Origin of the sequence: Shewanella sp. Actino-trap-3, assembly GCF_002836275.1 — a bacterium.
Classification (GTDB): Bacteria; Pseudomonadota; Gammaproteobacteria; order Enterobacterales; family Shewanellaceae; genus Shewanella; species Shewanella psychromarinicola.
Map to the genome: position 1 here is coordinate 4,404,173 of NZ_PJCE01000001.1, position 21,146 is coordinate 4,425,318.

A 21,146-nucleotide genomic window follows, 5' to 3' on the forward strand; every position below is an offset into this window, starting at 1 on the left:
AGCTCGATAAATTAGTGAAAACCCACAATGAATAGTTGGCGGGCTGGTTGGCTATTTATACATTAATTCAGTTGTTGGGTTAAATTTCAGCACAATACAACATTAGTATTGATTTACTTTGGCACAAGCGGTTATTTTTTCGTGGTGAAAGGCATCCACAATAATCCGCTTAGCCATGCGTTTTGTTTTGCATTGGGGTAATCCGTTAACCCAATATCAATTTGGTTATCGGTTTTGCTGGCATCACTAGTATAGGTGCCAAACAAGCGGTCCCACCAAATAATACTAAAACCAAAGTTAGTGTTACTTTCGGCCATAATTTGGCTGTGATGTATCCTATGCAGCGCTTGGGTCACAATGACATAACGAGCTACTTTTTCCAGTGGTTTAGGTAAACGGATGTTGGCGTGGTTAAAAATTGCAAATCCATTAAGTAAGATTTCAAACAGTATGACGGCCTCAGCAGATATCCCTAATAACATAATCGCCAGAGCTTTAATGCCAAGACTGGCGATGATTTCAAATGGATGAAAGCGCAGCGCGGTAGTGCTGTCGACCAGCCGATCTGCGTGATGCACTTTATGTAAGCGCCACAATAAAGGAATGCGATGAAATAGCCGATGTTGCCAGTAAATAAGCAGATCGAGTAACAGTAGGCTTATGGCAATATTTGCCCAATGCGGCAGGCTAATATAATGCAATACTCCCCATTGCTGCTGCGTGGTATACAGGGCAAAACCTGCTAAACCCAGTGGCAGTATTAATCTTGCCATCACAGAGGCAATGACCAATAAGCCAAAGTTGCCAAACCAGCGTGTTGCCATGGTGGCAGTTTGTGGGGTTTTAGCTAGGGTTCTTGCGGGGAATAGCAGTTCTAGACCCATCATCAATGCAAGAATTGTTATAAACACGCCTAATCGGATTGCTGCCATTTCATCTATCATATTCTAGGCTCCTCAATGGCCGTTTCCTTAACGGCAGGTTTGTTAGCTTCAAGTTTCTTTGAGCCTGATTCTTTAACGGTATGATTTTTCAATGTGTGATAACCGCCATGTATACGAGTAAAAATGGTAATCGCGCCTAAAAATGCAAAACTGTATGCCAGTTCTGGGAAATAGGCTGGCCATAAACAAAAGGCGACAAAAAAGGCGATGGTTTCTGTGCCTTCGGTTAAGCCATTTAAATAATAGAAACTCTTATTGGCAAATTGTGGTCGAGGCAGATTAAGCTGCTCTGCTGGTATCGCAAAAGCCAAAAAACTTGAGCCGGTACCAATAAACACGGTTAATAAAACAGCTGCGGCTAGGGCATTCTCATTAGGGTTGGCTAAGGCAAATCCTAATGGGATGGCGGCGTAAAATACAAAGTCGACGCAAATATCTAAGAAACCGCCTGCTGCGCTGGTGTGTTTTTGATAGCGCGCGAGGGCGCCATCAAGGCCATCAATAATACGATTGAGGGCAATAAAAAATAATGCCGTATACCACTGCTGCATTACGAGAAACGGCACGGCCAGCATTCCTAAACCAAAACCGACTAATGTCAATTGGTCTGGGTGCACTTTTTGCTTAGCGAGTAACACCACTACCGGGGATAATATTTGTTTAATCACTGGCGTAATAAATTTATCTAACATGGGTCGTTTCCAATTAAGCTGTGGTTTATGTCAAATCAGTGGCTTATATAAATTTAGTTCATATTGTTAACCATAAGGTTAATGACATCAGTACCCTTTATCAAAGTGAAATCACTTTGCCTTGGGCGGCGTCCGCATCGGTTTGATCGTGCGTTACCATGATGGCGGGTAACTGATGTTGGCGTATTTGATCAAACACCAATTGTCTGGTTTCTTGGCGTAATTGACTGTCGAGTTTACTAAATGGCTCATCCAATAAAATGGCTTTAGGTTGACTCAGTAATACGCGTAACAATGCCACTCTTGCTTGTTGGCCGCCAGATAAACTTTGCACACTACGTAGCTCTAACCCACCCAGACCCACTTGGGTTAATGCTTGGCTAATGGTAGTTTGTCGCTGTGCTTTAGGCCCTTTGGGCATAGCAAAACTAATGTTACCTGTCACGGTTAAATGTGGGAACAGCAAAGGGTCTTGGTACAATAAACCAATACGGCGTAAATGGCTGGCGGTATCAGTAATGTGTTGACCATTTAAGTACAGCTTTCCCGTCGCGCGAAAGCCTTTTGGTAGCATACCGGTTAACCAGTTTAACAAGGTCGATTTACCGCTACCAGACGGTCCCATGATGGTGAGAATTTCACCGCCTTGAATGGTTTCATTTAACGATAACAGCAACTGCTGTTGTCGATATAAGGTTAGATCATCAATGGATAGCGAAGGGACTTCCTCTGAGATCACCGTTGAACGAGTTTGCATTAGTTTCCTTATTCGCGATGTCTAAATAGCATTTTTGGCAGTAACCATGCCAGTAAAAAACCAAGGGCAGGGAGGGCCATTTGCACTAATGCATACACAGCACTGGTGCGACGACTGCCGCCATTGGCGAGCGAAACCGCTTCGGTAGTAATGGTATTAATGCGCCCACCCCCCGCCAGTAATGTGGGTAAATATTGACTAAAACTAATGGCTAATCCTAATGCGCAGGCAATCAAAATAGGCGCTAGCAACATAGGCAGTTTAATTTGCCAGAATATTTTTGCTTCGCTCGCCCCCAAACTGGCGGCGACGGTGCTAAAGCGTGGGTCTAAACGGCGGTAGCTACTGGACAGCGACAAAAACACATAAGGCAATACAAACAACAGATGCGCTAGCACCACATTGATGAAGCTGTGATGGCTGTTGATTTGCTCCAATAACCACACCAAACCAAATAGAAACGCAATGCTGGGGATAAGCAGGGGTAAATAAATGATCACACTGCTTAATCTCGACATGGTTTTACCTGTGTATTGCTCAGCCTCCAGAGTAAATAAGGTCAAAATGATTGCCAAGCTGGTGGCACAAACACCAATCAAAACTGTGTCTAGTAATGGCGTGTGCATTTGTTGTAATGCCGACTGCCAATGTAAACTGACAAATTGTTGCGGCAATACCGTAGGGAAATGCCAGAAACCGGCAACAGACCATAACATCATGCCGATTAATGCCAAACCAATGGCACTGATTATCACCACAGTAAGCACATGAGTGATGTTTTGCATAATGGCGCCACCATACTCACGTTGGCCGTTGATAAGCATGGTTTGGGAGGATTTTTTTATTAGTTTTTCGAGCAGCCACCAACTCAGTAGCAAGAGTAATGTCAGTACAATTTGTAATATGGCGCCTGCTGACGCTTTTATTCGTAAGCTTAAGTCAACATCATGGAACCACTGCATAATGGCAACGGCAAGTGTCGGTGGGCTATTAGGACCCAAAATTAATGGAATTTCGACACTGGCACTGGCATAGGCGAGCACGGCCAATATCGGTAAGCGTAAAAACGGGTATAAGCTCGGTAACACCACTTTGAAAAAAGCGGTCATTGGGCAATAACCTAGGCTTAATGCCACTCGATGTTGAGCGCGCAAGGTATGGCCTAATTCGGGTTGTGCTAATACCCCAAGTGCCATCAGTAATAGAAAGGGGAGTTCTTTTAGCGTCAGCCCAATAATAATGCTCAGGCCCATCGCATCGTGAGGATACAGCCAATCAGGCGGTGCATCCCATCCGCTTAGCCAAGGTGACACAATCCGAGATAACATGCCCGATGGGGTAATTAAAAAGCCAATGGCAATTGCGGCAGCCGCATGGGGGATGACTAAAATAGGCCCTAACAGCCGTTGAATATAGCCGAGCCAAGGGCTAGTAAAGTAACTGCCTAATATTAAAATGGTGATCACAAATGCCAGTAAGGTACTGATAAAACTGGTCGATACGCTGAGTAATGCCATATAGCCAAGACCCGGTGTTTGCCATAGATCGACAAAACCAGCCACGCTGAACTGAGTATGACCTAATACCGGAAACCAGCCAAAAGCAGGCAAAATAACGGCAATTAAGCCGCCCAGTACCGGGATCACCAATAACGCCATCATTAAATATGGACTGCTGCGCACTAAGGTTGTAAATCCACTGGTGGACGTCATCATCGCATTACCCCATAGCGTTGTAGCCACTGGGTTGCGATCACCTTGGTCCAACTTGGGTCGGGTTCGCTCAATGCTGGGCTACTATCTTGGTTGGCGATAATGGCACTGGGGTGAGACTGGGTTGGCGGTTGAAACCAGGCTTGTTGCGTTGCGGGTAGTTGCGATTGTGCGATGACACTGGTATCGCCCCATACGCCAGGTTGTTGTTTTTTCGCTTGAGCCTCTGGGCTGAGTAAAAAATTAACCACCAGTTTAGCGCTGTCAATATGCGTCGCATTATATGGAATGGCAATAAAATGGATATTACTTAAGCTGCCATCACGCATGCGATAACTGCGGATGCTGTCTGGCAAGTCAAAGCGCGCCACGGCTGCTGGAACATCGGCGGCTGAAAAGGTAAATGCCAATGCCAGTTCGCTATCACCCATTAAGCGGCGCAGTGCCATGCCGCTGGACATAAAGTGTTGGCCTTTACGCCATAAATTGGGATGTATTTTATCTAAATATTGCCAAAGCACAGGTAACAACAACGCTTGGCTTTGCGCTGTGGCAGGTTGATAAAGTAGATTTTTAATCGCCGCAGGTTGTGAACTATTGAGCACAATTAAGGCGTATTTTAAAAAGCTCATAGCCAAAAAGTCAGGCGGCTTAGGATACGTAAATCGGCCTGGATGTTGTTGTGTCCATTGGCTTAACTGTGACAATGTTTGTGGCGGCGTTTGGCTAACCAGATTGTCGTAATAAAAGGTTAACGCGGCTTTGCCCCAAGGTGCTTCCATGCCTAATGTAGGCACACCAAAGTCGCGGGTCATGGCAGGATTATTGTCTGGATCGGTTAAACTAAAGTTGGGTAATTGAGGCACCCAGTTAGGGGTGAGCAATTGATGTTTTGCCATCGCGGCAAAGTTCTCGCCGTTAATCCACACTAAATCGACTTGGCCTTGATGATCATTGTGTGCAGATTTTTCGGCTAATACTCGGCTGACCGCTTCACTGGTGTCGGTCAGTTTTACATGATGTAATTTGATGTGATATTGCTGGTCAAGCTGATCTGCAACCCACTGAATATAGCGATTGATTTGTGGATCTCCGCCCCAAGCATGAAAATACACCTCTTGATTTGCACCACGTGCTTCAATGTCTGACCATGCTGCTTGCTCATTAGTTTTGGCATAAGCCACACCAGCCCCAAAACTGGCGCATATAAAAAAGCCCAATGCGGTTGCTGCAACAATAGGCAGTATAGCTTTAGGCCTTTTTATTAAAAACATGATCTTATCGAGCGACATTAAGCGACCAATCATAATCTAAAAAATCGATATCCAATTGCTGCTTTTCTGCAGTGGTTTGAAGTGCTGGACTGAGCTTTAATGCGCTAGGATACAGTAATAAAAAGCCATCGATCGAATCCGCGCCGCCAAAGCCTTGGGTAAAATCTTCACCATACCATTTAAAAATGGCTGACAAATAGACCGTATCGCCTTTGGCGTAGTTTCGGCTGTTGTCGCTAAGAAAACGCTCAGTTTGTGCGTTTAGTTGCTGCTCAAGCTTGGCACCTGTGTAGGCTTCTTCACGCAGTGCAGGGCAACCTATGCTGGCACAGTTTACCGCAAAATGAATTCTAGGCTCATTGTATCGATCGCTACCGCGGATCAATTTATGTTCAATATCGTTGAGGCTGCGGGTTTTCCCCAATAAGGGGATAAAGCTTTTATCCCAAGGTGAGCTAAATAATCCGCCCAAGTCTTTGATGGAGTCGATATCAGGGTACTGGGTTAAGATAAGTTCAAGCGTCCACGCGTTGTAAGCATTGATTAACAATGCTAATTGTGACGATTTATCCCAAGCATCGAATTCAGTTTGAGTAATGTGACTGAGTTGTGTCAAATAGCCCTGCAATTTGGCATGGTCTTGTTGCATAGCAGAGTAATCTACCGCGCTACTGTGACCTTGGTTTATGGGTTGTACATGTTGGCTGACTAAGTACTGCCAGTCTTGGTGTAACGTCTGTTGCGCCGCTGACGCTGCAACTTGGGTCGTAACCGATGGCTGCGATTCAGCGGCAAAACTCAGTGAGTTAAAAACAAAAGCGAACATAACCACTGCAGTTGAAAATACCTTTACTATTTTATTCATCATGTTTTGCTCACTTACTGTTTGTGCCATTACTCTTGCCTATTCTGTGTGTACTCATTAATCAGTGTTGTCACACAATAGGCGTCAACTAATATTTCTTTAGCTGACGCCATGATTTGTTAGCCTCTAAAGCATTGATGTTTATGGGCATATAGCTTCATCAACACTATCTTTAAACCATTAACCACGACGCCATGTGTGGTATTTTTCTAACCAACCCAGCACTGTTTCTGGCGCGTGGTTACGCTTCCATTCACCGGCGGCGGATTTGTTACCTTCAGCCCAAGTCGGGTAGCTGTGAATGGTGCCTAAAATTTTATTCAGTCCTAATCCGTGTTTCATTGCTAATACAAACTCAGCAATTAAGTCACCAGCATGCTCCGAGACAATGGTAACGCCTAAGATTTTGTCCTTGCCTTTAGGGGTTATCACCTTAATAAAACCGTCGGTCGCACTGTCGGTAATGGCTCGGTCTAATTCGGCAAAATCAAACCGAGTGACTTCGTAATCAATGCCTTGCTGCTTGGCTTCATATTCGTTAATACCGACACGGGCTACTTCAGGGTCGATAAAGGTGGTCCATGGAATGACGCGGTAATCGACTTTAAACTTTTTAAATTGACCAAATAACGCATTCACTGCCGCGTACCAGCCTTGATGAGCGGCCACATGGGTAAATTGGTACGGACCAACAATGTCGCCTGCAGCGTAAATGTTAGGGTATAAGGTTTCTAAATATTCATTAGTGACAATGGTACGATTGGTTTCGATGCCTAATGCTTCTAAACCGTAACCGTCTAAGCGGGCACTGCGACCGACGGCGCACAGAAGCTCATCGTATTCGATTGCCAGTTCTTGCTCTTGATGCTTGACGATAATGAATTTTTTATCATCACGCAGCTCACAACGCAGCGCTTGGTGCGAGGTTAAAATGTTGACGCCACTTTTTTGCAGCGCTTGGGTGGCAAATTCAGACACTTCAAGATCTTCTTTGATCATGATGCGCTCGGCCATTTCAATTTGGGTCACTTTGGATCCTAAACGGGCAAAACTTTGTGCCAGTTCTGATCCAATTGGGCCGCCGCCTAATACCACTAATTTTTGTGGTGCGCTATCGAGTTTGGCAAATTCATCCCATAAAGTATCGCTGGTGACATAGCCGACTTCTTCAATGCCAGGTAACGGCGGCACAAACGGACGAGCACCCGTGGCAATGACAATACTGCGCGCGGTTAAGCGACTGGTGTTGCCGTCTGGGTCGCTAATTTCTACGGTCCATGGGTCGACTAATTTGGCATAGCCTTTTACTACGTCGACACCTAAATTGGTGTAACGCTCAACGCTGTCGTGTGGGGCAATATCGGCCACGACTTGATGCACGCGTGCCATGACTTTTTTAAACGAAAATTCAGGGGTGATGTCTTCTAAACCATAATGATGGGCGTTTCTTATCTGCTGGGCTATCTTGGCGCTTTTAATGATCGCTTTACTCGGCACACAGCCATAGTTTAAGCAATCACCGCCCATTTCACCGGCTTCAATTAAGGTGACTTTGGCTTTCACTGCAGCGGCAATGTAGCTGGTGACAAGACCACCGGCGCCGGCGCCAATCACAATCATGTTGCGATCAAATTTGGCGGGCTTGGTCCAGTTGCTGTATACGCGGCGTTTTTTGATCATATTAACAATCGCCTTAGCAATCAGTGGGAATAAACCTAATAGTGCAAATGACACAATCAGGTTAAATGATAAAATGTTCGCTAGGCTATCTATTTGTGCCAGTTGAGTTCCGGCATTAACATATACAAAGGTGCCCAAAAACATACCTACTTGACTGACCCAGTAAAAGGTCCACGATTTAAACCCGGTGACGCCCATCAACAAGTTAATCACGAAGAACGGGAATATAGGCACTAAGCGTAAGGTGAATAAATAAAAGCCACCTTCTCTTTCAATGCCGGCATCAATGGCCGCTAAACGTTCAGGAAAGCGCTGCTTGATGGTGTCTCGTAGCAAGTAACGTGACACTAAAAAGGCCAGTAATGCACCAATACTTGAGGCAAATGAGGCAATAATTAATCCTTCAACTATGCCAAATAGTGCGCCTGAGGCAATGGTGAGAATGGCTGCACCAGGTAGGGACAATGCCGTCACTGCAACATACAGTAAAAAGAACCCGCCAATAACCAGCAGCGGCGATTGCTCGCGCAATTGGTCGAAATCATTCATTGAGCCTTTTAAGCCATCTAGGGTCAGTAACTGATGTAGGTCAAAATAGAAAAACAGACCCACTAATATTGTGGCAATGAGTAATAAAACAATTTTTTTAAACATAAACAATAGCCTTAAAATGAATGCTGTAAGGTAAGTGTGGCGTTAACCGGTAATTCAGGGAAAACCAAGGTAGAACCGAAATAACCGCCTTCAAATACTGGGCGCCAGTTCTCTTGATTAGTAATGTTATTCACGTCTAGCCTTAAACTTGTTTGCTCGCTAAAGTCATAGCGAGTGTTGATATTTAGCGTGTACTGATCGCGAATATACACAGTCGCTAAATAATCCAATGGGTAACTCTTGGTATATAGACCGGAGAAACCGGCTTTCCATTTCTCAGTAATGGACATTCCGCCATTAATTGTGAACGTTTGTTCAGGTAAGCCTTGTACACGGCGGTCAGACGGTGCAAATGAAGCGAAGTTGGGTGCGCCAATACCTGTGCCTTGAATGATATCTGGTCTTGAGTTATCAAAGGTATCGGCAACTTGTACCGTATCTTGGCTACTGCCTGAATCATCATAACGAGCGTCTAAATAACTGTACCCCGCGCTTAACCAAAATGGGTCGGCATCATAAAAGGCTTGGGCTTCAAAACCTTTAGTGCGAACGCCTGTGTTGCTGCCGTCACGATTTCGCAGACTGCGTTTTTGGTCAAACACTGCCCCGTCGATATACCAAGCACTGTCAGTGGGTGAATATTTAATGCCAATTTCAGTAAGGGTATTTTCGGTGGCAAAATTTTGGCTACTAATCTGGTTATTAGCGCCTAACGTCGTGCCGCCTGCCATGCTATTTGAGGTTGATTCGTTATAACTGGCGCTTGCATAGGTGGTGATATCGTCAGTAATGCGATAGCTCAAACTGATTTGCCCAGATTCAAGCATTTCACTTATCGAATCGCTGGCTGCAACTTGTTCTTGGGGGGCAATGGCATCGCGCGCATCTACATTATAAAAATCGGCACGATAACCTACGCTGGTTGAGAACTTATCTGTCCATTGGCTGTTATGTTGAATGGCTAGACCCGTTTGCCAACTGGTTGAGTCAGTGGTGTCAGATAATGAAAAGTCGCCACTACCATCTGCATTGGTATCGTATTGGGCGCCAGGTGACACAAACACACCAGGGCGCAGTTCAACTAGCCTTGCTTGCTGCTCAGCAGTAAGTGGAATACGGCGGTTTGCAATTGGACCGGTTAAGTCGATAGGTAAGTCGGCTTCGGTGGTAAATTGGCTGTAACCTAACACCTTGTTGTAGCGAATATCGACCGCAGTAATGGTGCTTTGGGCGTCATTCCACTCATAAGCCAGTTCCACTCTGTTTTGAGCGGTATCTGCACCATCAATAATTTCAACAAAACTGTTTTGAGCAATTTCTTCACGCTCTAAGTGTTGATAATAAGTGATGTTTTTAAGCGTGGCCTTATTACTTAGTTTACGTACATAAGTACTGTGGAGTAACAAGGTTTGCGCGTCATTGATATTGTCGGGATCGGTTAATACTTGGCTGCGATCTATCTCAACTAACCCGGTAGGCGATACGATGGCATTGGCGCCAGCAATAGTACTGCCATTAGGCTGTACACCTTGGCCAGTCACGTATAAACCGTTATCGATTAATGCTTGAGTAGGGCGGTTAATCCCCGCGTTATCGGTAAACTTAACATCATAGTATTCGACATTAATGTCCCACGTGCTGACATCGTCCGGCAAAAATCTAAATGCGACAAAAATACTGTCGCTTTTAAAGCCTGAATAATCGTAGTAGCTGCCATTATCGATATGTTCTGCACTTAAGCGAACACCGCTTTGGTTGGCGACAATGTCGGTGCCAACATCTATTTGAGCTCGGTAATGATCCCAACTGCCGCCAGAGAGGGTGAGCTTAGTAAATTGCTCGTCAGTAGGCGCGACTTTAGAATGTATGTTAACAAATCCACCATTACGTTGGCTGGTGCCTAATAGCACTGGCGGCGCACCTTTTACCACATCAATTTGGTCGACTGCGTTAAATGACATAGGTACACCAAAGCCATTGTTGCCCGCTTGGCGACGCACACCGTCTTGATATAATTCACCTAATTGGCCGCGAATTGTTGGCAAACTTGATGCACCAAAACCACTGGCAGAATAGCTATTAGGGCTGACCTTTTGAATGTCTGATAAGTCAGTAATATTAAGCTGGTCAATCATCTCACTCGTGATGGGTGTAACAGAGCGGGCAATATCTTTAAGTGCTATGCCATCGCCAAATGGGCCATCTACCGTGGTGTTTTTAGGTGATAATCCTTGGTCATTAATCGTTTTACCTGAAACGTGAATGACTTCTATTGACGTGTCTTCAGCCGCCATCGTAATCGATGAATACAAGGCGACGCTAATGGCTAGCGCAATAAGTGAGCGATTTTGGTGGCGCTGAATAGACATAATATTTTCTGTAGTGATGAACATGGCTAAAGAGACCTTCTAATTAACGGTTTTATTTCAACGATGTTATGCCTATTTTTAAAGTGTTAGACCTAAATGGCATAAATATATTTGCAACATAGTGCCGCTTGACTCGGTCAATTGGTGGCTGATGAAATTTTTCAATAAAAGATCAGTTTAGCCTATTAAAAGCTGATTAGTTTTAGATAGATACCACTTTATTTTATATTTTTAAGGAATTATGATGCAAACAGCACTTAGCGGCGACGTTCAACGTAAATTGCAATGGTCTTTACTCTCTTTACGTCTAGGCGTGTTTTTGGTGTTGCTAGTGTGGACAGTGGATAAGTTTGTTAATCCTGGTCATAGCATGAAGATATTTGAAAAATTCTATGGCATTGGTGGCATGAGTGACGTCGCAGCGTATATTTTGGGTGCACTACAATTATTATTGGTGTTTGCGTTTGTACTTGGGATTAAAAAACGGATCACTTATGGGGTGATCTTTCTTATGCACGGTGCTTCAACGTTATCGGCATTCAATCAATATTTTGATGCCTTTAATAATTTATTATTCTTTGCTGCATGGCCAATGTGGGCCGCGTGTTTCGCTTTGTATATGTTAAGAGAGCAAGATACCAAATTTACCGTAAAATAAGTTCCTAAATTACCTCAACTCGAGTTAAATAGTTTTATCGATATAAAAAGGCTGGCTAAATATTATTAGCCAGCCTTTTTTATTGGGACACTCTGGAATTAAACGTTGAACTCCCCGCAAGATTAAACGTTAAAGTAGCTGGAATTAGGCATTATTTAGCCTCACGATTACGAATAACCAAAAAGCTAAATAACACTACAATTACCATTTGTGTGGTTAATCCTTGCCACGTTGAGGCTATGCCTAACCAGCTAATCGACACATCAACAGGGAAAGGTGTCAGGTTAATGATGGCAGCTTCTTGTAACGCTGAAATCCCTTTTCCTGCCAAGATAAAAGCTAAAATAAGCATGAAGTAAGAGCTGACGGCAAAAAAGCGTGCCAAGGGTAATTTCACCGAATATCGCATCATTAACCAAGCAATAACAGCCAAAATGGCCATGCCAGTGAACAAACCGTAGGCCAAATAAGTGACCTGCTCATTACTGCTGGCGGATCCAATGGCTTGTGTCAGTAACGATTGATAGAACAAAATGGTTTCAAATACTTCTCGATATACCGAAATAAAGGCCAGTCCAGTCAGTCCCCATAAGGTTCCGGTGTTTAAATGACGATCGACATTCTTTTTAAGGTAACTTTGCCATTTTGAACCTTGAGTTTTACTGTGCATCCAATAGCCTACATAAAACAGTACTAACGCGGCTAACAGTGCTGCACCACCTTCCATTACCTCCCGAGATGCACCGCTAATGCTGATGAGGTTATCTGCCGCCCACCAGGTTAATACGCCAGCGGCTAATGCAGATATCCAACCAAAATGAACAAATTTAATAGCGTCATGACGTTCGGTTTTGATTAACACTGTCATTAAGGCAATGATCACCAATAGGGCTTCTAAGCCTTCGCGTAACAGGATAATTAACGCCGCCGAAAACATAGCGTTATTTGATAGTGATTGTCCGGTTAAGACAGTGTCGGCTTGATTGAGCTGTGTCAGTATGCTGCTCAACTGTTGATTTACCAGCGTGTTTTGACCTGTTGTTTTCAATAAGTTTCTAAAATTAAGCAGCTTGGTTTCGATTGATTTACGCAGACCACTGTCGTGAGCATCTAAATTGTTTTCAATTAACTCAAAACCATCTAAGTAAGCACTTACCGCCAAGGTTTGTGCTTGTGCTAATTCATTAGCTTGATAGGCTTTTACTGCTGCCTGCAAGTTTGTGCGCGTTACCGAAATAGGTGACTCTGCATGTTGGAATAGCAACTCAGGTTGTGAGCGTAATCGTTCTAGTTGACTGCGATCAATGCCGACATTTTGCTGAAGTAATTGTGTTGGATTACTATTGACCCATTGTTGTAATTCAATATTAGCATCTTGCTTAATGTGCTTCGTTGTGACAGCCGTTGGCTCAAAAGCTAAGCTGCCAACATAGAAAGCCAGAGACCAACGCTGTTGATCATTTAACTCACTAAAAGCACGCATAGCACTGCCATCTAAGCCATCAGAAATCGCATCAAAAAGTCCCAATAACGAACGATTTAATGCCCGTTCTTGGTCAGTAAAATTAGTCGGCTGAGGTGATAAGGATTTAGCGAGTGGCCCATTCCCTTGGCCTAAATCACCATGACAGCTTGAGCAATTTTCAATAAACAGTTGCTTAACATTATCTTTGGCTATCAGCTGTGATGGCAGTAGTAAGGCGGGAGACTGGCTTAATAACTGTTTGCGAATTTTTTGACTAAACTGTTGAATAACATCCAGTGATGATTTGTCTGCTATGGCTTGTTGTAATTGCAGTGCATCTGTCATTAACGAATTTGGCTTATCATTAGCGAGCAGGCTGGTTTTTTCTATGATGATACTGGCGAATTGCTGCATTTCAGCAAACTCATCGGCATTATTAATTTCTCCTGCGCTGATGGCTTCAGAATAATCCACACCAATGTATTCCGCTAATTGGAGAATTTGTCGTGTTTGTTTTAGGCGATCTTGAGATGTCTCTGGTGATATCTCTTGTGACGTGACTGCCGGACTTTGCGCCCATAATGAGGTTGAAAACACCGAACTAATGACAATCAGTAGGCACTTATTGAAGACTGAAGATGTAAGCTGTTGTCGCCATAACGTGATGCTGCTTAAGAAAGTATTCAAGGTATTGCCTTAATAGGAATGAAAGAATTATTCTGTAAACTAATTGAATAAATGATAATGATTAGCATTCTACTTTCTTGTTGGCGGCTTATCAATCATTCTGAAACTGTGCTGGTGAGGGCGGTTAGTGGCAACAAGGGTTATCTGCGAGATTATTGTGGATAGAAAATAATTTAATAATCAGTTTTTGATTATTATTTAGATTTGAAACAGCGGGTTATGTTTTTTATGGGTGGGTGAGGTGATTCGCTTTGTGACGGATTGATAAACACTAGTCAGTATCCATTATCACTGTTTAGTATAAGTAACCTCTACTTGAGATAATAACCGCTGATTAAATAGGCCTTTGTTCTGCTGTCGGCATTGACTAAAATAGACACCTAATTTTGCAGCTTGTTAGCAAAACGAATGACATGGTTGATATGACTATCCTGAACATATTTGACCGTTACCTAGTTTCCCTAGCTTTTATTGTGAGTTGAGATTAACTAGAATTAACAAGGCTATCATTATTTTTGAGCTACATCTGATATGTTTACATTATTGATTTTTATGTTTTTTTGATAAAAAATAGCGCTATTATGACGAGTTACACTATGGCAGGTAAATGATGAAAAAACCCATAAGCGTTACGTTGTATGAAGACCTTCGCCTGATTGACATAGGCATGGAATTATTCATTGAGATTCATTTTGCCAATGGTAAAACTGTGCAATCACGTTCGAGCATGATTGGATATCAACTGGAGCGTTTTATCTTGATTGAGTATCCAAATAAAGGTTTTTCTGAGGCTTATCAGTACATGCTAGCTAACGCTGAAATTGTTGTCAGAGCGATAACTAATAGTGGCTTTAAAGACATTATTGCTTTTAAGTCGACCATATTATCTGTGGTAAATCATCCGATTAAAATGTTGTGTCTTAGTGTGCCCAAAGCCATCACCAAGAAAAAGGTCAGAGATCAGCCCAGAGTCAATATAGAGCAAGCAGTGTTTGTTATTCACAACGAGAGTAAAGTTAGCGCTACCATGGTTGATTTTTCATTTTCGGGTTGTTTACTGACATTAGATGCTAACGCCGTGAGTATTGAGCAGGGCGAGCAAATGCATGTGGCTATTTCGATTAATACTGATCTTTCTGGCATCTTAACTGGCAGTGCGGTTAAAATTCAACATGTCGACGGTATACTGCATGTTGGGATTAAATTCTCAGATGAACATCCTGAGTTAACCGACAATATTTTCAGTTATTGTTTGGTGAATTCGACTAAACAATCGTGATCTAAAATGAGTCATTTTTGCAAAAAAAAGATGAAAAAAAGCGCATCAGAAGATGCGCAAAATTCACAAGCAAACACGTTATGGCGACTTTTATTATCAAGCTAACTTATTAACTTATTAACTTGTTAACCTTTGAACGCTACCCTTTAGCCCATTGCAGGCTAGAGGTTAGTAAGTCGTTAATTTAAATAATTCAAAATACCTAATGCAGCGTCTCGGCCTTCAGCTATTGCTGTAACAACTAAGTCAGAACCCCGCACCATATCACCACCGGCAAACACTTTAGCATTCGTGGTTTGGAAAGGATTATCATCTGTTTTATTAGCTTTAACTAATCCCCATTCGTTGGTTTCGATACCAAACTCACTAAACCAAGATGCAGGACTTGCTTGGAAGCCAAAGGCAATGATCAGCGCATCGGTTGCTAATACTTGCTCACTACCTGCAATGATTTCAGCGCGTTGACGTCCGCTGGCATCAGCTTCGCCCATTTTGGTTTCAACGCACTCAATACCGACCACATGACCATTTTCAGCTTTAATTGCCACAGGTTGACGATTAAATAAGAAATTGACCCCTTCTTCGCGGGCATTTTTTACTTCACGACGTGAACCGGGCATGTTGGCTTCGTCACGACGATAAGCACATGTGACACTTTTAGCACCTTGGCGCACTGCGGTGCGTAAACAATCCATCGCAGTATCACCGCCGCCCAGCACAACCACATTTTTACCTTCAAGGCTTAAATACGGTGTAGCATCGTCTTGAGTGCCCATAATATGATGCGTATTACCGACAAGATATGGCAGCGCTTGGATCACGCCTTGCGCTTCTTCATTGGGCAGTTTCGCTTTCATGGCTGTGTAGGTACCCATACCAAGAAAGACAGAATCGTATTCGTCTAATAGACTCTGAAAGCTCACATCTTTACCAACGGTAATCCCCAATTTAAATTTAATCCCCATGCCTTCAAGTACTGAACGGCGAGTCGCCATCACATCTTTATCAAGCTTAAAAGAAGGGATGCCATAAGTGAGCAACCCCCCAATTTGAGGATATTTATCATATACCACTGCTTGCACGCCATTGCGAGCCAACACATCAGCACAACCAAGACCAGCAGGACCTGCTCCAATAATGGCAACACGCTCTGTGCGTGGTGTCACCTTGGTCATGTCGGGACGCCATCCTTGCGAGATAGCGGTATCGGTAATGTATTTTTCAACACTACCAATAGTGACAGCACCAAAGTCATCGTTTAAGGTACAGGCACCTTCACATAAACGGTCTTGTGGACACACTCGTCCACAAATTTCTGGCAGAGTATTGGTCTCATGTACCAAGTCTGCCGCTTCCATAATGCGACCTTCTTCTGCCAGTTTTAACCAGTTTGGAATGTAGTTATGCAGTGGGCATTTCCATTCACAATAAGGGTTACCACAGTCAAGACAACGGTCTGCTTGTTGCTTGACTTCAGGTTGCGTATACGGCTGATAAATTTCAATAAATTGTGTAGCACGTTTTTTTGCTTCATGTTTAATGGGGTCTACTCGACCCACTTCGATAAATTGAAAGTCATTACTCATGATGATTACCCCGCCTTTACCACTAATTCCGGACTCTTCTGCTCAATTTTTAGCAGGTCGGCAACGGCAATATTCTTTGGTTTTACTAATACAAAACAATCCAACCAGTTTTCAAAATCACTTAATATCAGGTTGGCATGCTCACTGCCTGTTTCAGCATAATGAGTTTCAATTAACGATTTTAAGTGTTGTTGGTGGATTTTTGATTCTATTTTATGAGTGTCGACCATTTCGGTGTTAACCCGGCGATTAAAACGACCAAATTGGTCGAATACATAGGCAAATCCGCCTGTCATCCCCGCGCCGAAGTTGACCCCAGTTTTACCTAAGATAACCACGATACCGCTAGTCATGTATTCGCAGCAATTATCACCAGAGCCTTCAACAACCGCGATGGCACCAGAATTACGAACTGCGAAACGCTCACCCGCTTGTCCCGCTGCAAACAATTTACCGCCCGTAGCACCATACAAACAAGTGTTGCCCATGATGGCGCTGCGTTCACTTTGGAACGGGCTACCAATAGGGGGGTGAATTACGATCTTACCGCCAGACATCCCTTTGCCAACATAGTCATTGGCATCGCCGCAGAGCTTAAGTTCAAGGCCTGGACTGTTCCACACGCCGAAACTTTGACCTGCGCTACCACTAAAGGCAAGTGTTAACGGCTGTTTTGCCCCTGCCACGCCTACGGTAGTTGCAATATAGCCTGACAATGTTGCACCCACTGAACGATCGGTATTATTGATTTGATATTGACAAGAGAAAGGCTCTCCAGTATCAACCGCTTTACGACAATCTGCTAATAGGGTTTGGTTTAACTGACCTACGTCTGACGGTGGGTTAGTTTCTTTCCAAGTGAGTGACGAGTTTGGCTGCACTTTAGGTTTATATAAAATCGGCGCTAAATCTAAACCTCGTTGCTTATCTGTTTGACCTTCGAGCGTATATAACCAGTCACTACGTCCGATCAGATCGTCAAATTGTGTCACGCCTAATGCCGCCATCCATTCACGCACTTCTTGAGCCACAAACTCAAAGTAGGTCATCACACGTTCTGGTAAACCATGGAAATGGTTTTCACGTAAGTTTTTATTTTGGGTTGCCACACCGGTTGCACAGTTATTGAGGTGACAAATACGTAAGTATTTACATCCTAACGCAATCATGGGCACCGTACCAAAACCAAAGCTTTCTGCCCCAAGTAAAGCGGCTTTAATCACGTCGGTACCCGTTTTTAAGCCACCATCAACTTGCAGACGAATTTTATGACGTAAGCCATTTTCTACCAGCGACTGATGCACTTCAGCTAAGCCTAGTTCCCAAGGTGACCCGGCATACTTAACCGAGGTAATTGGACTTGCGCCAGTACCGCCGTCGTAACCGGATATGGTGATCATATCGGCATAGGCTTTGGCGACACCCGTTGCAATGGTGCCAACACCCGGTTCAGAAACCAGCTTGACCGACACTAAGGCTTTTGGATTGATTTGTTTTAAATCGAAAATCAGCTGGGCTAAATCTTCAATTGAATAAATATCGTGGTGTGGTGGGGGTGAAATTAACGTTACGCCAGGACGAGCATGACGCAGCCCTGCAATTTCAACACTGACTTTATGACCAGGCAGCTGACCACCTTCACCGGGTTTAGCCCCTTGGGCCACTTTAATTTGCAGCACATCAGCGTTAACAAGATAGTGCGCTGTCACCCCAAATCGGCCAGATGCAATTTGTTTAATGGCAGAGTTACGCTCGCTATTGAAACGACGCGCATCTTCGCCACCTTCACCAGAGTTTGAGCGTCCACCAAGACGATTCATCGCAACGGCTAAGGCTTCATGAGCTTCAGGGCTTAAGGCACCAATACTCATGGCGGCACTGTCAAAGCGAGAGTAGAGCTTTTCAGCTCCTTCAACCGTGTCTTGTTCCACAGCGTCAAGTTGACCTTTGATGCCAATTAAGTCACGTAACGTTGCCACTGGGCGGTCATCAACTAAATGAGTAAACTTTTTATACTCAGCATAGTTTTTGTCTTTAAGTGATGCTTGTAGGGTATTGACTACGTCTGGATTAAAACAGTGATATTCACCGCCTTCAACATACTTTAATAACCCACCTTGAGGTAACGGCATATGCGCGCGATACGCAGCAGTATGAAGTATCTTTTGGTCATCGGCGATATGGGTAAAGGTGACGCCTTCAATACGGCTAATGACGCCTTTAAAGCATAATTCAATGACATCACTGGCTAAACCCACGGCTTCAAATTGTTGACTACAACGGTATGACCCCACAGTGCTGATACCCATTTTAGACATGATTTTACGTAAACCTTTTTCAATGCCAAAACGGAAGTTAAGCAATAAAGGCGTTACATCTTCTACTTGACGTGATTTCGCCATTGCAGAGATAGATTCATAGGCAAGGTAAGGGTAGATAGCTGTCGCGCCAAAACCTAGCAGCACGGCAAAGTGATGCGGGTCACGGGCAGATGCCGTTTCAACAATAATGTTGGTGTCGCAGCGTAAACTTTTATCCACTAAACGTGTCTGCACAGAACCCACAGCCATAGCGGCAGGGATGACTTGTGCATTTTCCGCTACTGCACGATCAGACAAGACTAATAATGTTGTGCCACTGCGCGCTAGGCGTTCTGCCTCATCCGTTATACGACGGATCGCCTGCTCTAGGGTTTCGTGGGTATCATAGTTTAAATCAACCATATTAGCGCGATAGTTGGTGCTATCTAAGCCAAGCAGTTGATTAAAGTCACTGAATAATAAAATCGGCGAATTAAACATCACTCGGTAAGCGTTGCCAGTGGTTTCGCTAAATAGATTTTGCTCGCGGCCTACACAAGTGGCTAATGACATCACGTGTTTTTCACGTAATGGGTCAATTGGTGGGTTGGTGACTTGAGCAAATTTCTGACGGAAATAATCATACAATGAACGCGATTTTTTCGACAATACTGCCATGGGAGTATCATCACCCATTGAGCCGACGGCTTCTTCACCTTTACTGGCGAGTACCCAAATAACTTGCTCTAATTCTTCACGAGTAAAACCAAACTGTTTTTGGTATTGCAGCAGTGTTTTAGCATCAAAGCCACTTGAACCTTGTTTGCTGGGAGGCATTTGCTCAGCAGGGATTAAAGTCTGACTGTTTTTAGCCATCCATTCTTTATAAGGATGACGACGTTTTAAGTCGTTATCAATTTCAAAAGAGTGGTGCAAATGACCGTTCAAGGTGTCTAATACTAATAATTCACCCGGCCCAACACGGCCTTTTTCAATCACTTCATCGGCTGCGTAATCCCAAATGCCGACTTCAGAGGCTAAGGTTAAGATACGATCCTTGGTTATAACGTAACGAGAAGGGCGTAAGCCGTTGCGATCAACCGCACAGGCAGCATGACGACCATTCGTCATTACAATGCCAGCAGGGCCGTCCCACGGCTCCATGTGCATTGAGTTAAAATCATAGAAAGCTTTTAACTCGTCGTCCATCTCTGGGTTTGATTGCCATGCTGGTGGAATAAGTAAACGCATAGCTCGGTATAAATCCATCCCTCCTGATAACAGCATTTCGAGCATATTATCTAAAGAAGAGGAGTCTGAACCGGTTTCGTTAACAAAGGGTGCCGCTTGTTGTAAATCGGGCAATAAAGGCGAATTAAACTTATAGGCACGCGCTCTAGCCCATTGACGATTACCGGTAATGGTATTGATTTCACCGTTATGGGCAAGATATCGAAACGGTTGGGCTAATGGCCACTTGGGATGTGTGTTGGTTGAAAAGCGCTGGTGAAATAAACAAATGGCACTTTTCAAACGTATGTCTGCTAAGTCTGTGTAAAATGACGGCAGATCGGCTGGCATCATTAACCCTTTATAGACAATCACTTGCCCAGAAAGACTGGCAACGTAAAAGTCTTCATCATCAGTGATTTGCTGTTCAAGTCGGCGACGCGCCATGTACAAGCGACGTTCAAGATCTTTTTCCCGCCAGCCAACTGGCGCGTTGATCAATACTTGATAAATCTGTGGCAAGCTTTCCCGACCAATCTCCCCCAAAACATCAGGATTAATCGGAACTTTACGCCAACCAGCGACACTTAACGTTTCTCGTTGTAGTTCTTTTTCTAAGATAAGTTTGGCTTCATCAGCGCGTTGTTTATCTTGGCTGAGAAATAGCATACCCACGGCAAACTTTCGGCTCAAATGCCAATCATTTTCTGCCGCAATAGCTTTAAAAAAACCTGTAGGCATTTGCATTAATAGACCACAGCCATCACCTGTGCGTCCGTCCGCTGCAATACCACCACGATGCTTCATTCGATCGAGACCATGAATCGCAGTACGCACAATGCGGTGACTCGCGTCACCATCCATTTGTGCAATTAAACCAAATCCGCAATTGTCACGCTCAAAACTGGGATGATACAAGCTCATACAAAAACCCCCTAAACCTCTACTAGATACGACTCGGGGTAAATTCAAAGAATATCCATAGATATGCACC

General features: G+C 43.9%; 13 protein-coding genes. 2 read left to right on the plus strand and 11 right to left on the minus strand.

Annotated elements, in window-relative coordinates; translation table 11 throughout:
* Positions 1-131: 131 nt before the first annotated feature.
* The 8 genes from CXF80_RS19315 to CXF80_RS19350 form a co-directional block, all read right to left on the minus strand.
* Positions 132-944, minus strand: a complete 813-nt coding sequence (locus tag CXF80_RS19315) for a sterol desaturase family protein (protein ID WP_101034508.1) — start codon at positions 942-944, stop codon at positions 132-134.
* Positions 941-1,636, minus strand: a complete 696-nt coding sequence (locus CXF80_RS19320; protein WP_101034509.1) for a CDP-alcohol phosphatidyltransferase family protein — start codon at positions 1,634-1,636, stop codon at positions 941-943. Before CXF80_RS19320 ends, CXF80_RS19315 begins: the two co-directional genes overlap by 4 nt.
* Before the next feature lie 100 nt (positions 1,637-1,736).
* Positions 1,737-2,393 carry an ATP-binding cassette domain-containing protein gene (locus CXF80_RS19325; RefSeq protein WP_101034510.1) on the minus strand — a complete coding sequence of 219 codons (657 nt, stop codon included), beginning with the start codon at positions 2,391-2,393 and terminating at the stop codon, positions 1,737-1,739.
* Positions 2,394-2,401: 8 nt separating this feature from the next.
* Positions 2,402-4,108 carry an ABC transporter permease gene (locus CXF80_RS19330; protein WP_101034511.1) on the minus strand — a complete coding sequence of 569 codons (1,707 nt, stop codon included), beginning with the start codon at positions 4,106-4,108 and terminating at the stop codon, positions 2,402-2,404.
* Positions 4,105-5,379 carry an ABC transporter substrate-binding protein gene (locus CXF80_RS19335; protein ID WP_101034829.1) on the minus strand — a complete coding sequence of 425 codons (1,275 nt, stop codon included), beginning with the start codon at positions 5,377-5,379 and terminating at the stop codon, positions 4,105-4,107. The genes CXF80_RS19330 and CXF80_RS19335 overlap by 4 nt, the downstream gene beginning before the upstream one ends.
* Before the next feature lie 4 nt (positions 5,380-5,383).
* Positions 5,384-6,205: a DUF547 domain-containing protein gene (locus CXF80_RS19340; protein WP_232772241.1), complete on the minus strand. Its 822-nt coding sequence runs from the start codon at positions 6,203-6,205 to the stop codon at positions 5,384-5,386.
* Between the two features lie 219 nt (positions 6,206-6,424).
* Positions 6,425-8,578: an FAD-dependent oxidoreductase gene (locus CXF80_RS19345; protein ID WP_101034512.1), complete on the minus strand. Its 2,154-nt coding sequence runs from the start codon at positions 8,576-8,578 to the stop codon at positions 6,425-6,427.
* An 11-nt stretch (positions 8,579-8,589) separates the two neighbouring features.
* Positions 8,590-10,872: a TonB-dependent receptor gene (locus tag CXF80_RS19350; RefSeq protein ID WP_232772243.1), complete on the minus strand. Its 2,283-nt coding sequence runs from the start codon at positions 10,870-10,872 to the stop codon at positions 8,590-8,592.
* A gap of 319 nt (positions 10,873-11,191) precedes the next feature.
* Between CXF80_RS19350 and CXF80_RS19355 the strand changes: the two genes are divergently transcribed.
* Positions 11,192-11,605 (plus strand): hypothetical protein, encoded by a 414-nt coding sequence (locus tag CXF80_RS19355; RefSeq protein WP_101034513.1) that lies wholly within the window; start codon positions 11,192-11,194, stop codon positions 11,603-11,605.
* A gap of 151 nt (positions 11,606-11,756) precedes the next feature.
* Here CXF80_RS19355 and CXF80_RS19360 read toward each other — a convergent pair whose 3' ends face one another.
* A complete protein-coding gene (locus tag CXF80_RS19360) occupies positions 11,757-13,757 on the minus strand; it encodes a cytochrome c/FTR1 family iron permease (RefSeq protein WP_232772182.1) in 2,001 nt (666 codons plus the stop codon).
* Positions 13,758-14,364: 607 nt separating this feature from the next.
* On the opposite strand from CXF80_RS19360, the gene CXF80_RS19365 reads away from it, so the two are divergent.
* Positions 14,365-15,036, plus strand: a complete 672-nt coding sequence (locus CXF80_RS19365; protein WP_101034514.1) for a flagellar brake protein — start codon at positions 14,365-14,367, stop codon at positions 15,034-15,036.
* A gap of 179 nt (positions 15,037-15,215) precedes the next feature.
* On the opposite strand, the gene CXF80_RS19370 is transcribed toward CXF80_RS19365, so the two are convergent.
* Together CXF80_RS19370 and gltB are read right to left on the minus strand one after the other, a co-directional pair.
* A complete protein-coding gene (locus tag CXF80_RS19370; RefSeq protein ID WP_101034515.1) occupies positions 15,216-16,622 on the minus strand; it encodes an FAD-dependent oxidoreductase in 1,407 nt (468 codons plus the stop codon).
* 5 nt (positions 16,623-16,627) lie between these two features.
* Complete coding sequence (gene gltB, locus CXF80_RS19375) at positions 16,628-21,076, minus strand: glutamate synthase large subunit (protein WP_101034516.1); 4,449 nt, start codon at positions 21,074-21,076, stop codon at positions 16,628-16,630.
* Positions 21,077-21,146 lie beyond the last annotated feature (70 nt).

Bases quoted from the DNA above. Each gene is read 5' to 3' on its own strand.
- CXF80_RS19315 (WP_101034508.1), bottom strand. From the start codon at position 944: ATGATAGATGAAATGGCAGCAATCCGATTAGGCGTGTTTATAACAATT.
- CXF80_RS19320 (WP_101034509.1), bottom strand. From the start codon at position 1,636: ATGTTAGATAAATTTATTACGCCAGTGATTAAACAAATATTATCCCCG.
- CXF80_RS19325 (WP_101034510.1), bottom strand. From the start codon at position 2,393: ATGCAAACTCGTTCAACGGTGATCTCAGAGGAAGTCCCTTCGCTATCC.
- CXF80_RS19330 (WP_101034511.1), bottom strand. From the start codon at position 4,108: ATGATGACGTCCACCAGTGGATTTACAACCTTAGTGCGCAGCAGTCCA.
- CXF80_RS19335 (WP_101034829.1), bottom strand. From the start codon at position 5,379: ATGTTTTTAATAAAAAGGCCTAAAGCTATACTGCCTATTGTTGCAGCA.
- CXF80_RS19340 (WP_232772241.1), bottom strand. From the start codon at position 6,205: ATGTTCGCTTTTGTTTTTAACTCACTGAGTTTTGCCGCTGAATCGCAG.
- CXF80_RS19345 (WP_101034512.1), bottom strand. From the start codon at position 8,578: ATGTTTAAAAAAATTGTTTTATTACTCATTGCCACAATATTAGTGGGT.
- CXF80_RS19350 (WP_232772243.1), bottom strand. From the start codon at position 10,872: ATGGCGGCTGAAGACACGTCAATAGAAGTCATTCACGTTTCAGGTAAA.
- CXF80_RS19355 (WP_101034513.1), top strand. From the start codon at position 11,192: ATGCAAACAGCACTTAGCGGCGACGTTCAACGTAAATTGCAATGGTCT.
- CXF80_RS19365 (WP_101034514.1), top strand. From the start codon at position 14,365: ATGATGAAAAAACCCATAAGCGTTACGTTGTATGAAGACCTTCGCCTG.
- CXF80_RS19370 (WP_101034515.1), bottom strand. From the start codon at position 16,622: ATGAGTAATGACTTTCAATTTATCGAAGTGGGTCGAGTAGACCCCATT.
- gltB (WP_101034516.1), bottom strand. From the start codon at position 21,076: ATGAGCTTGTATCATCCCAGTTTTGAGCGTGACAATTGCGGATTTGGT.